This window comes from Nocardioides sp. NPDC000445 (genome assembly GCF_040300245.1).
GTDB lineage: Bacteria > Actinomycetota > Actinomycetes > Propionibacteriales > Nocardioidaceae > Nocardioides.
Window position 1 is genome coordinate 206809 of the sequence record NZ_JBEPDH010000003.1, and the last position, 11833, is coordinate 218641.

Here is an 11833-nt window from a genome sequence, read left to right on the forward strand (position 1 = left end):
CCATGGCACGCGTGCTCGTGGTCGACGACGACCTCACCGTTCGCGAGGTGCTGGCCTCCTACCTGCGCGCGGGCTCGCACGACGTCGTCGAGGCCGGGGACGGCGAGCAGGCGCTGCGCGCGATGAGCGAGCGGCCCGCGGACATCGTCATCCTCGACCTGATGCTGCCCGGCATCGACGGCCTGGAGGTGTGCCGGCGGCTGCGGCAGGCGGGCGAGGTGCCGATCATCATGCTCACCGCGCTCGGCAGCGAGGCCGACCGGATCATGGGGCTCGAGCTGGGCGCCGACGACTACGTCGGCAAGCCGTTCAGCCCGCGGGAGCTGGTGCTGCGCGTCGACTCGGTGCTCAAGCGCACCGGCCACTCCGGCGAGGGCGGCGTCGTCTCCGACGGCTCTCTGGTGGTCGACGCCGACCGGCGAGTGGCGACCAACGCCGGGACGGAGCTGTCCTTGACCACCCGGGAGTTCGACCTGCTCCGCTACCTGATCGCCCATCCGGGCAAGGCCTTCACCCGGGAGGACCTGCTCGAGCACGTCTGGGGATGGACGATCGGCGACCGCTCGACGGTCACGGTCCACGTACGCCGGCTGCGGGAGAAGATCGAGTCCGACCCGACCCGGCCGGAGCGGCTGGTGACGGTCTGGGGCGTCGGCTACCGCTGGGAGACCGCGGAGGTGAAGGCGTGAGGGAGCGTCAGCGAGCGAACCATCCAAACAACACGCGACCGCGTCCGTATTCTGGCGCTTGCGCTACGGAGGCGGTCGCGTGAAGACCGCCGACGCCGTCCAGATCGCCCTCGTCGCCGCGGGCGCCGGTCTCGCCGTCGGCCTGGTCGGGCTCCTGGTCGCCTGGCTGACGCGGCGCTGGTCGATCCGCTGGCAGCTCACCCTGGCCGCCGCCGTCGCAGTGCTGACGGTCTTCGGCGGCGTCCTCGGCGTCGCCTGGCTCATGTTCCTCTCCGGCCACGACCTGCAGGTCATCACCGTGGTCACCTCGATCGCCGTGGTGGTGGCGATCCTGGTGGCGTTCGTCATCGGCTCCGCGATGGTGCGCTGGTCGGGCGCGGTCCAGCAGCAGGCCCGGGAGATGGCGCTCGGCGGTCGTCAGCAGCCCGCGGAGAGCGGACCGCGAGAGCTCCGCTCGCTGTCGGCCGAGCTCGCCGAGACCCAGCGTCGGCTCGAGGAGGCGAGCGCACGGGAGGCCCGGCTCGAGGAGTCCCGGCGCGAGCTGGTCTCCTGGGTGGCCCACGACCTGCGTACCCCGCTCTCGGGTCTCCGGGCGATGGCCGAGGCGCTCGAGGACGGGATCGCCGCCGACCCGCACCGCTACCACCAGCGCATCCGCGTCGAGGTCGAGCGTCTGGCCCGGCTCGTGGACGACCTCTTCGAGCTCTCCCGGATCCAGGCCGGTGCCCTCACCCTGACACCGGAGCCGGTCCTGCTCGGCGATCTGGTCAGCGAGGCGCTGGCAGGGGCCGATCCGGTCGCCCGCGAGCGGCGGGTCCGGCTCGGCGGCCAGGTCGAGGACGGTCTCGAGATCACCGCCGACCCGGCCAGCCTGTCCCGCGTCGTCTCAAACCTGCTGATGAACGCCATCCGCCACACCCCCGCCGACGGCACGGTGGAGGTGCGCTGCCAGATGGCCCCCGGAGACGTACGCAGCGTCGACCTCAGCGTCAGCGACGGCTGTGGCGGCCTGGATCCGGGCGACATGGAGAGGGTCTTCGATCTCGGCTGGCAGGGCAGCTCCGCCCGCACCCCGGCCGTGCCCGAGGGCGCCGACGGCACCAGCGCTCAGGGCGCAGGGTTCGGCCTCGCCATCGTCAAAGGCCTCGTCGACGCACACCGCGGCCGGGTCTGGGTGGAGAACCTTCCGGCCGCGACCGGCTGCCGGTTCCACGTACGCCTGCCGGCATGACCACGCCGGCTCATTCGACGGTCGAGCCCTCCAGCTCGTCGACGAGCACGAGACCGCGCTCGGCCCAGGCGACCGCGGCACGCGCCTGGTCGATCAGGCCGTCGTAGGCGAAGATCTTGTAGCGCACGATCCGGTCCCACTGGCTCGCGTCGTAGTGCTCGAGCCGCCGGGCCAGCGTGGGGTGGCTGCGGTCGACGAGCGTGGCCCGGGTGGCCTCGAGCATCGCCAGGTGCTCGGTCCAGTGGTCGCGGAACTGCTCCAGCTCGGCGCGCGCGGCGCCGGGTTCGGCCCACTCCAGGTAGGCCGCCTTGAGGTAGGCGGGCTCCCGCTGCCGGCGGATCTCGATGGGCGAGTCCATCCACTCCCGGAAGGCCGCGATCCCGGCCTCGGTGACGGCGTACTCCTTCTTGGTGCCCTTCTTGCCCCACGGCACGACCGCCGACTCGAGCAGGCCGTCGCGCTCCATCCGGTTGAGCTCCGGGTAGATCTGCGAGTCGGGGGCGTGCCAGACGTGGGCCACCGACTGGCTGAACTGCTTGGAGACGTCGTAGCCGGTCATCGGGCGTGAGGTGAGCAGCGCGAGCAGCGCGAACCTCAGCGACATCGTGACCCCCTCTTCACGCAGTGATCGTGGCGCGAGCGTACCTGCCTCTTGCCACTAACTATAGAGATAGGTAGTTTGTGACGAGCACAACACCTATCTCCATAGGGAGTTTCCCCATGACCATCCTGGATTCGCCGCCGGTCACCGCCGCCAGCAAGATCTTCAACTTCCCCCGCAACGCCTGGTACGTCGCGGCCTGGGACCACGAGGTGACCGCGAAGCAGCCGCTCGCCCGCACCATCGCCGACCGCCCGCTGGCGCTGTGGCGCAACAGCGACGGCCGCGCCGTCGCCCTGGCCGACGCCTGCTGGCACCGGCTGGCACCGCTGTCGAAGGGCAAGGTGCTCGGCGACGAGATCCAGTGCCCCTACCACGGGCTGCGCTACAACTCGGCCGGCCGCTGCACGAGCATGCCCGCGCAGGAGACGATCAACCCGAGCGCGATCGTCCCGTCCTACCCGGTCGTGGAGCGCCATCGCTACGTGTGGGTCTGGGTGGGCGACCCCGACCTCGCCGATCCCAACACCGTTCCCGACATGGAGCAGATGGACTCCCCGGAGTGGGCCGGCGACGGCGAGACGATCTACGCGCCCTGCAACTACCAGCTGGTGCTCGACAACCTGATGGACCTCACCCACGAGGAGTTCGTGCACAGCTCGAGCATCGGGCAGGAGGAGCTCTCCGAGGCCGAGTTCGAGGTCAGCCACACCGACCGCGGCGTGACCGTGACCCGCTGGATGCGCGACATCGACCCGCCCCCGTTCTGGCTGAAGAACATGCGCGACAAGTTCCCCGGCTTCAGCGGGAAGGTCGACCGCTGGCAGATCATCCACTTCGAGGCCCCCTCGACGATCCGCATCGACGTCGGCGTCGCCAAGGCCGGCACCGGCGCCCCCGAGGGCGACCGCAGCCAGGGCGTCAACGGCTTCGTGATGAACACGATCACCCCCGAGACCGCGCGCACGTCGCACTACTTCTGGGCCTTCATGCGCAACTACCGTCTGGAGAGCCAGACGATCACGACCCAGCTGCGCCAGGGCGTCCATGGCGTCTTCGGCGAGGACGAGGAGATGCTCGCCGCGCAGCAGCGTGCGATCGACGCCAACCCGGAGCACGAGTTCTACAGCCTCAACATCGACGCCGGCGGGATGTGGGTACGCCGGATCCTGGACCGCATGCTGCAGGCGGAGGGTCTCCCCGCCGCAGCAGCTGCGAAGTGAGGCGGCCGCCATGGCAGTGAACACCCAGACCTGGTGGCAGCAGGGCCGTGTGGTCGAGACCGATGACCTCGCCGAAGGCGTACGCCGCATCGTGCTCTGCCCCGACCGCCCCGTTCACGCCGCGCCCGGCACCCACGTCGACCTCCGGCTCGACCTCGACGGGCATGTCCGCAAGCGGTCCTACTCGGTCGTACGCTCCGAGGACGGCGGCCGCCGGCTCGCCCTCGGCGTCCAGCTGGCGCCGGCGTCCCGCGGCGGATCGCGCCACATGCACGGCCTCCGCGTCGGGGACGTCGTCGAGATGACCGGTCCGGTCCAGAGCTTCCCGCTCGGGGTCGGCGCCGACCGCTACGTGCTGGTCGCCGGCGGCATCGGCATCACCGCGCTGGTGGCGATGGCCGACACCCTGCGCCGCCGCGGCGCCGACTACACGCTCGTCCTCGCCGGCCGGCGGCGCGCGGTCATGGCCCACCTCGACGAGCTCGTCGAGGTGCACGGCGATCGCGTGCGGGTGTTCGTCGACGACGAGGACGTACGCCTCGACGTGGAGGCGCTGGTCGGCGAGATCGCCGGAACCCCGGCGGCGGCGCGGACCGAGATGTACATGTGCGGGCCGATCCGGCTGATGGACGCGATCCGCCGCGCCTGGGTGGCCCATGAGCTGCCCGAGCCCAACCTGCGGTTCGAGACCTTCGGCAGCAGCGGCGCCTGGGCGGCGGAGGACTTCGTCGTGCACCTCCCCCAGCTCGACCGCTCGGTCCGCGTCGGCAAGGACAGCTCGATGCTCGACGCGCTCGAGGACGCCGGCGTCGACGTGATGTGGGACTGCCGCAAGGGCGAGTGCGGGATCTGCCAGGTCAAGGTCCTCGACGTCAGCGGCCGGATCGACCACCGAGACGTCTTCCTGAGCCAGCAGCAGAAGGAGACGTACGCGTCCTTGTGCCTCTGCGTCGCTCGCGCCGCCCGCGGCGAGTCGGGGTCGGGCTCGGCCGACCCCGCTTCCGTGACCCTCCACCTTCCGTGAAACCCCACCCCGAAAGAGACCCGAGATGAACCTTCGTGCGCGCATCGACGCCGCCGCGATGACTCCCTACCAGTGGATGGTCGTCGCCCTCTGCGTCCTGCTGAACTGTCTGGACGGATTCGACGTGATGGCGATGGCCTTCACCGCCTCCTCGCTGACTGAGGAGTTCGCGCTGAGCGGCTCGCAGCTCGGCGTGCTGCTGAGTGCCGGGCTCGTCGGCATGGCGGTCGGCTCGCTGGCGCTGGCTCCCGTCGCCGACGTCATCGGCCGTCGTCCGCTGATCCTGATCAGCGTCGGTCTGGCGACCCTCGGCATGCTGCTCTCCGCGGTCGCCCCGTCCGCTGTCCTGCTCGGCCTCGCCCGCGTCGTCACCGGCCTCGGCGTCGGCGGCATCCTGGCGAGCACCAACGTGATCGCGAGCGAGTACGCCTCGGCCCGCTGGCGCGGTCTGGCGATCGGCCTCTACACGGCGGGATACGGCATCGGCGCCACCCTGGGCGGCGTCGCCGCGCGCGGCATGCTGGCCGACCTCGGCTGGCGCAGCGTCTTCGTCGCCGGCGGCGTCGCGACCGGGATCGCGCTGATTCTCCTCGTGGCGCTGCTGCCCGAGTCGGTCGACTTCCTGGTCCAGCGCCGCCCGCGCCAGGCCGTCGAGCGGATCAACCGGATCCTCGGACGGCTCGGTCAGCCCGCGATCACCTCGGACGCTCTGGAGGCCGCGCCGCGGCCGACGACCCGGCACCGCAGCGGCAACCCCGGTGTCCTGCTGGGTGCTGACCTGCGCCGTTCGACCCTGCTCATCTGGGTGGCGTTCCTGGCCACGATGTTCGGCTTCTACTTCGTCAACAGCTGGACCCCGCAGCTGCTGGTGACCTCCGGAATGTCCGAGGCGGACGCGGTCACCGCCGGCATGATGCTGGCGCTGGGCGGCACCGCCGGGTCGGTCCTCTACGGTCTCGTCGCCTCGCGGCTGGACAGCCGCCTGGTGCTGATCGGCTTCACGGTGCTGTCGGCGCTGACGATGGTCGTCTTCATCACCAGCACGGCCCTGCTCACCGTCGCGCTCATCATCGGCGTGCTCGTCGGGGCGCTCATCAACGGCTGCATCGCAGGCCTCTACACGATCACCCCGGCCGTCTACGGCACCGAGATCCGCAGCACCGGCATGGGCTGGGCGATCGGCATCGGCCGCATCGGGGCGATCCTGTCGCCGATGCTCGCCGGGCGCCTGCTCGACGCCTCGTGGACCCCGGTCAACCTGTACGTCGGCGCTGCCGTCGTGGTCGCGATCTCCGCCGTCGCGCTGCTCTTCCTGCGGACCGGGCAGGCCGCTCGGACCGTACCCGACATGGCCTCGGCCTAGGCGCGGAGATTCGGCCCGTCCCGGCTGCAACCGGGACGGGCCGTGGACCGTCTAGATCGGCAGGACGCCCGCTCGGGGCGTACGACCGACGAGGAGTCCACCATGTCCACATCCCGCATCCAGCTCCGTGCCGCGCTCGCGGCGACCGCCGTGGTCGGTCTGCTCGGCCTCGCCGGGTGCGGGAGCGACCCCGCCCCCTCGGCCGGGTCACCCTCCGCCGCCCCGTCCTCTTCCGCCCCGTCCTCGGCTCCGTCCTCGGAACCGTCCGCGACTCCGACACCGACGCCGGCCCCGTCCGAGGTCCCGGTCACGGCCACTCCGACGCCGAACCTCGACTGGGGCGGCCCGCTGGCGCCCGGGGCCTTCGGGAAGATCAAGGCCGACGGCAACGTACGTTCTCTCGTGCAGCAGGGCTGGATGACCCGCGACACCGCGCGCGAGGAGATCTGCGAGGGCAGGCACTGGAAGTGGGCCGACCAGGTCGGCGACGGCGTCGATGTCATCTACGACCAGCAGGGCGAGATCGCCTCCTTCGGGATGAGCAAGCCCGTCCTGGAGACCGCTCGCGGCGTCACGATCGGCGACTCCCTGCTGGTCCTCAAGGACATCTACGGGACCGGCTCCCAGGGGAACAACGACTACGGCCAGACGACCTGGCTCGTCCAGGAAGGCGACCGCTGGATCGGCTTCCTGCTCTCCGGCAACACCCGCGACGCGAAGATCGAGTTCATCGAGGTCTCCGTCGGCCGCCAGCCCGGACTGCTCCGCGACGGCTGCTGATCCCTCACGCCGGTCTCCTCCACCGCGGCGTACGGTGGAGGAGACCGGATCCCGTTCTCGTGGAGGTATCCGTTGTCCCGTCGCGCAACGGCTGCCGCCCTCGCCGCCTGTGCCCTGCTGGCTCTCGCCGCCTGCGGAGAGGAGGCAGACCCCGACGACCGCAACGAGGTGAGCGCGAAGCTCGCCGACCCCGACGGGAAGAAGGTCGGGACCGTCGAGATCGAGGAGGACGACGGAGCCACCCAGATCAACATCCGGGTGAGCGGCCTGTCGGCCGGCTACCACGGCTTTCACGTGCACACGACCGGCAAGTGCGAGGCCGACAGCACTGCGCCGGACGACCCGTCGAAGACCGGCGACTTCCTCTCCGCGGGCGGCCACCTCAACCCCGACGACAGCGCCCACGGCGAGCACCTCGGTGACCTGCCCTCGCTCCTCGTGCAGGAGGACGGCACCGCAACCCTGGAGTTCACCGGCCCCTTCACGCTCGAGGACCTCCGGGACGCGGACGGCAGCGCGGTCATGATCCACGCCGGCCCGGACAACTACGCCAACGTCCCGGAGAGGTACGCCCCCGAGGGCCCGGACGAGGACACCACCAAGACCGGCGACGCCGGCGACCGCATCGCCTGCGCCGTGATCAAGGCCAGCTAACCCCTCTTCGCCGAGTCGGCGCGTTCTAACGAGCCGACTCGGCACAAATCTTGGTCAGGACGAGCCGACTCGGTGGGCCGGCCGCAACCGACGATCGCCGGGAAATGGAACGACATACAGCGCCGCTCGCCGCAGACTGGAACGGTGACCACCGATCTCACCCAGACTGACATGGCCCACCTGCGACGCTGCCTGGAGCTGGCGGCGGAGGCGCTGGCGGACGGCGACGGACCGTTCGGGTCCGTCCTTGCCGACAGCACCGGCACGCCGCTCCAAGAGGGTCGCAACCGCGAGCACTCGACCGGCGACCCGACCGCACACCCGGAGATCGAGCTCGCCCGCTGGGCGGCGCTGCACCTCGACCCGGCGATCCGGGCCGGCGCGACGGTCTACACCTCGGGCGAGCACTGCCCGATGTGCTCGGCCGCGCACGGCTGGTCGGGAGTCGGACGGGTCGTCTACATCGCCTCCTCCGCGCAGCTGACGCAGTGGCGGGCCGACTGGGGAGCGGCGGAGTCGCCGGTCCGGGCGCTGCCGATCCAGGAGGTCGCGCCGGCGGTCGATGTCGTCGGCCCCGTCCCCGAGCTGGTCGACGAGATCCGCAAGCTCCATGAGGCGGCAGCTCGGGCCTGACCACCGGTCGGGGCCGCACCTCGCGTCCTCGTGGCACAGTGATCGAGTGATCACCGCAGCAGACTTGGCGCAGGCGGTCGCTCCTGCGTTCGCGGAGCTGTCCCAGGCCGGAGAGCCGACCCGGCCCGTGCTCGGCGTGGAGCTCGTCGAGGCCGACGGACCGATCCAGGTCGAGCGCGGCGACGTGGTCCTGGCTGTGGGCGTACGCACGCTGGACGACGCTCTGGAGGTCGTCGGCAAGGCACGCGACGCGGCGGCGCTCGTGCTCCGGCGTTCGTGGGCCGACCGCGACGAGGTGCGTCGCCGCTGCGCCGACCACGGGCTGCCGCTGCTGGCGATCCCGGACGAGGCGCCGTGGTCGCCGGTGATGGCGATGCTGAGGAAGACGCTCGAGGCCGCGCAGACCGGGCGGAGCCCGGAACCGGCCGACGACCTCTACTCCGACCTGTTCGACATGGCCGACAAGGTGGGTGCGTTGCTCGGGGCCCCGGTGACGGTCGAGGACGCCGCCTCCCGCGTGCTGGCCTACTCCACCGGTCAGGAGGACGTCGACCAGGCGCGGATGTCGACCATCGTGGGCCGCCGGGTGCCGCGCGAGGTGCGCAACCATTTCCGCTCGGTCGGCGTCTTCCGACACCTCGCCCGCTCCGACGAGCCGCTCTTCGTGCCAGCGGCGAACCCGGGCACCCGGCCTCGATACGTCATCCCGGTGCGCGCGGGCGGCGAGTGGCTCGGATCGATCTGGGCCGTGGTGGACGAGCCACCCCGAACAACACGATCGGGCGAGCTGCGAGCCGCCGTCGACGTGATCGCCCTCTACCTGCTGCGCCTGCGTGCCCAGACCGAGCTGCACCGTCAGACACAGCTAGACCACGTCCGCACCGCGCTGCGCGGCGACACCACGGACCGACCCGACTGGCTCGGTCCGGAGCCGTGGCGGGTGGCTGCGCTCATCGGCCCGGAGGGCCTGGGCATCGAGGCGCGTGCCGAGCTGTGGGTGATCCTGGCGCGTCGGCACGGCTGGCGCCAGCCGGTCGTGGTCGACCTCGACGGGCTCCTGTACGCGGTGCTGTCCGACTCGTCCGGCCCCGGTTCGACCGCCTGGTTCACCGACCTGGTCCGCGCCGAGTCAGGACACAGCCCCACGGTCGGGCTGCGGCTCGGCTCCGCCGTGGAGACGCTCGCCGAGCTGATCCGGTCCCGGACCGAGGCGGCCGAGCTGTCCACCGTCGAGCTCACCGGCCGACGCCGGGCGGTGGCCGCGGTCGAGGACTGCTGGCCCGAGCTGGTGCTGGCTCGAGCCTTGGCGGGGTTGGCCGGGATGCCGCTGGTCTCTCCGGTCGCCAGGCTCACTGCTCCCGAGGCCGACGCCACGCTGCTCGCGACGCTCGAGGCTGTCGTCGACCACTGGGGCGAGGTCGGCCGAGCGGCGCGGGTGCTGGGGGTGCACCCCAACACCGTGCGCTACCGCCTGGCCCGACTCTCCGAGGCCTGTCCGCTCGACCTCGACGACCCCGCCCAGCGCCTGGCCGTACGCCTCGAGCTGGCGCGTGCCCGTGCCGACGCTGCGAACGGGTGACGCCGTCGGCCCCTACCGCAGCGGGTCGACCGGGCGCAGCTCGTCGGGGCGTACGCCGGTGGCAATCTGCTCTGCGAGCAGCCGGCCGGTGACCGGGCCCAAGGTGATCCCCCACATGCCGTGGCCGCCGGCGACGAAGACCTTCGGGTCGCGCGTGGCCCCGACGAGCGGGAGCCCGTCGGACGTACACGGCCTGGCACCGACCCACTCGTCCTCGCGCTGGTCCAGGTGGACGCCCTTGAGGAGCGTTCTGGCCTCGGTCACCAGGGCCTGGATCCGCCGCGGGTCCATCGGCGCGTCGACGTCGCGGAACTCCATCATCCCCGCGATCCGCAGCCGGTCGCCGACCGGCGTGCAGGCCACCCGCTGGGTCGGGAAGTAGACCGGGCCCCGCGGCTGGTCGTCGACCTTGACCGTGAACGAGTATCCCCGTCCGGCCTGCACGATGCGCCGGACGCCGTAGTCGCGGGCGAGCCGGTTGAGGCGGGCGCCGGTGGCCAGCACAGCGGCGTCGTACCGCTCCCCGGCGACCTCGACGCCCGAGCCCGAGGAGGCCACATCCTCCGCGTCGTGGCCCGCCAGGATCCGGCCTCCGCGAGCGCGAACGGAGGCGGCGATGGACTCCACGTACGCCGCGGGGTCGATGAAGCGCTGGTCGCGGATCCGGATCGCGGTGGCGATGCCGTCGGCGAGCGCGGGCTCGTCGGCGCGAGCGGTCTCACCGTCGACGAGATCGAAGTTGATCTCCTGGCCGCTGGCCCGGATGTGCTCGAACTCCTCGAGCAGCGCCTTGCTGTCCTCCGCGGTCCGGAACGCGGCGGTAAACGGCTCGGCGAGCTTCGTCCTCGCCGTCACGCCGCCGCGCTCGAGGTCGTCGAAGGCCGCGAGCGCCCCGTTGTTGAGCGGGATCAGAGCCGCCATCGCGCGCTGCCACCGCGGGTGGGTGCAGTTGCGGCCGAACTGCGCCAGGAAGCGGAGCAGACGCGGGTTGGCGGTCGGCGGGATGTACACCGGGGAGGAGGGGCTGAGCACGGCCCGAAAGCCATAGGCCAGCACCGAGGGCTCCGGGAGGGGCACGGCCATGCTGGGCGTCAACCACCCTGCGTTGCCCCAGCTCGAGCCCGCGGCGACGTCGTCGCGGTCGAGGACGGTGACCTCGACACCGGCCTCCTGGAGGAACCATGCGGTGGACAACCCCACCATGCCTGCGCCGACCACGACGACGCGCTCGGGACGTGAGTGCCTGCTGGAGTTCATGGCTCCATCGTCGGCCGCCACGCGCGGCTGCTCGTTGGCCGTCGCCCACAAGTTCAGGGGCTGCGGCTGTGCTCCCTCCACAACGGCACCCTGTTGTCCCCGCCACACCTTTCTTGCATTGACTGCAACTTGCACCCACTGCAAGAATAGCCCTGTGCCCACCTCTGCCCCTCCTTCGAACGCCCGCGAGCGTCAGAAGCGGGAGCGTCGGCTGGCGCTGATCGAGGCTGCTCAGCGACTGGTCGGCGAGCGTGGTCTCGATGACGTCACCGTGGAGGAGATCAGCGCCGCGGCGGGGTTGTCGACGCGTACGTTCTTCAACTACTTCGACTCCAAGGACGACGCGGTCCTCGGCATCCAGGAGATCGACCTGGACGCCGAGGTGCGCGCGCAGTTCGTCTCCGGTGGGCCGTCGGGGCGGCTGATGACCGACCTGGAGGCGCTGGTGGCGGGGTTCCTCAGGAATGCCGCTCCCAACATCGAGCAGGGCGAGCGGGCGATGCGGCTGATGGTCTCCGAACCCCGCCTCGTCCAGCGACACATCGCCTGGCACCAGCGCGTCATCGGCGAGCTCGAGCAGCTGCTCGCCGAGCGGCGTACGGCACGGCCCTCCCCTGTCGACGACGACACGATCGGGATGGTCGCCGGGCTGCTGATGCGATCGAGCGCGCTCGCCTGGGCGCGGTCGGGCTACGAGGGCGATGCGGTGGCGCATCTGCCCGAGGCCGTCGCCCAGCTACGCCTGCTCCTCGACGACTAGCCGCACCTCTCTCGGGACTTCTCACGTCACACGGGACCC

General features: G+C 71.4%; 12 protein-coding genes. 10 read left to right on the forward strand and 2 right to left on the reverse strand.

Annotated features, from left to right (window positions below; translation table 11 throughout):
* Positions 1-2: 2 nt before the first annotated feature.
* On the forward strand, positions 3-689 hold the full coding sequence (locus ABT304_RS05545) for a response regulator transcription factor (protein ID WP_350713698.1): 687 nt from the start codon (positions 3-5) through the stop codon (positions 687-689).
* 79 nt (positions 690-768) lie between these two features.
* Positions 769-1920 (forward strand): sensor histidine kinase, encoded by a 1152-nt coding sequence (locus ABT304_RS05550; RefSeq protein ID WP_350713699.1) that lies wholly within the window; start codon positions 769-771, stop codon positions 1918-1920.
* Between the two features lie 10 nt (positions 1921-1930).
* Here ABT304_RS05550 and ABT304_RS05555 read toward each other — a convergent pair whose 3' ends face one another.
* Complete coding sequence (locus ABT304_RS05555) at positions 1931-2524, reverse strand: PadR family transcriptional regulator (RefSeq protein ID WP_350713700.1); 594 nt, start codon at positions 2522-2524, stop codon at positions 1931-1933.
* A 116-nt stretch (positions 2525-2640) separates the two neighbouring features.
* On the opposite strand from ABT304_RS05555, the gene ABT304_RS05560 reads away from it, so the two are divergent.
* From ABT304_RS05560 to ABT304_RS05590, 7 genes are all read left to right on the forward strand, one after another.
* The gene (locus ABT304_RS05560; protein WP_350713701.1) at positions 2641-3744 is read left to right on the forward strand and encodes an aromatic ring-hydroxylating dioxygenase subunit alpha; all 1104 of its coding nucleotides are present in this window, start codon (positions 2641-2643) and stop codon (positions 3742-3744) included.
* Positions 3745-3754: 10 nt separating this feature from the next.
* Positions 3755-4768: a PDR/VanB family oxidoreductase gene (locus ABT304_RS05565; RefSeq protein ID WP_350713702.1), complete on the forward strand. Its 1014-nt coding sequence runs from the start codon at positions 3755-3757 to the stop codon at positions 4766-4768.
* Between the two features lie 25 nt (positions 4769-4793).
* Complete coding sequence (locus ABT304_RS05570; RefSeq protein WP_350713703.1) at positions 4794-6131, forward strand: MFS transporter; 1338 nt, start codon at positions 4794-4796, stop codon at positions 6129-6131.
* 102 nt (positions 6132-6233) lie between these two features.
* Positions 6234-6911 (forward strand): hypothetical protein, encoded by a 678-nt coding sequence (locus ABT304_RS05575; protein ID WP_350713704.1) that lies wholly within the window; start codon positions 6234-6236, stop codon positions 6909-6911.
* A gap of 72 nt (positions 6912-6983) precedes the next feature.
* Complete coding sequence (locus tag ABT304_RS05580; protein ID WP_350713705.1) at positions 6984-7565, forward strand: superoxide dismutase family protein; 582 nt, start codon at positions 6984-6986, stop codon at positions 7563-7565.
* A gap of 144 nt (positions 7566-7709) precedes the next feature.
* Positions 7710-8198 carry a nucleoside deaminase gene (locus ABT304_RS05585; RefSeq protein ID WP_350713706.1) on the forward strand — a complete coding sequence of 163 codons (489 nt, stop codon included), beginning with the start codon at positions 7710-7712 and terminating at the stop codon, positions 8196-8198.
* Between the two features lie 46 nt (positions 8199-8244).
* A complete protein-coding gene (locus ABT304_RS05590; RefSeq protein ID WP_350713707.1) occupies positions 8245-9777 on the forward strand; it encodes a PucR family transcriptional regulator in 1533 nt (510 codons plus the stop codon).
* 12 nt (positions 9778-9789) lie between these two features.
* Here the strand turns inward: ABT304_RS05590 and ABT304_RS05595 are convergent, their stop codons facing one another.
* Complete coding sequence (locus ABT304_RS05595; protein ID WP_350713708.1) at positions 9790-11196, reverse strand: NAD(P)/FAD-dependent oxidoreductase; 1407 nt, start codon at positions 11194-11196, stop codon at positions 9790-9792.
* On the opposite strand from ABT304_RS05595, the gene ABT304_RS05600 reads away from it, so the two are divergent.
* Entirely contained in the window at positions 11189-11794 is a 606-nt protein-coding gene (locus ABT304_RS05600; protein ID WP_160026332.1) for a TetR/AcrR family transcriptional regulator, read from the forward strand. The genes ABT304_RS05595 and ABT304_RS05600 overlap by 8 nt on opposite strands.
* Positions 11795-11833: the final 39 nt, after the last annotated feature.

Coding starts and splice junctions, on each gene's coding strand:
- ABT304_RS05555 (WP_350713700.1), bottom strand. CDS start 2,524: ATGTCGCTGAGGTTCGCGCTGCTCGCGCTGCTCACCTCACGCCCGATG.
- ABT304_RS05545 (WP_350713698.1), top strand. CDS start 3: ATGGCACGCGTGCTCGTGGTCGACGACGACCTCACCGTTCGCGAGGTG.
- ABT304_RS05575 (WP_350713704.1), top strand. CDS start 6,234: ATGTCCACATCCCGCATCCAGCTCCGTGCCGCGCTCGCGGCGACCGCC.
- ABT304_RS05560 (WP_350713701.1), top strand. CDS start 2,641: ATGACCATCCTGGATTCGCCGCCGGTCACCGCCGCCAGCAAGATCTTC.
- ABT304_RS05570 (WP_350713703.1), top strand. CDS start 4,794: ATGAACCTTCGTGCGCGCATCGACGCCGCCGCGATGACTCCCTACCAG.
- ABT304_RS05565 (WP_350713702.1), top strand. CDS start 3,755: ATGGCAGTGAACACCCAGACCTGGTGGCAGCAGGGCCGTGTGGTCGAG.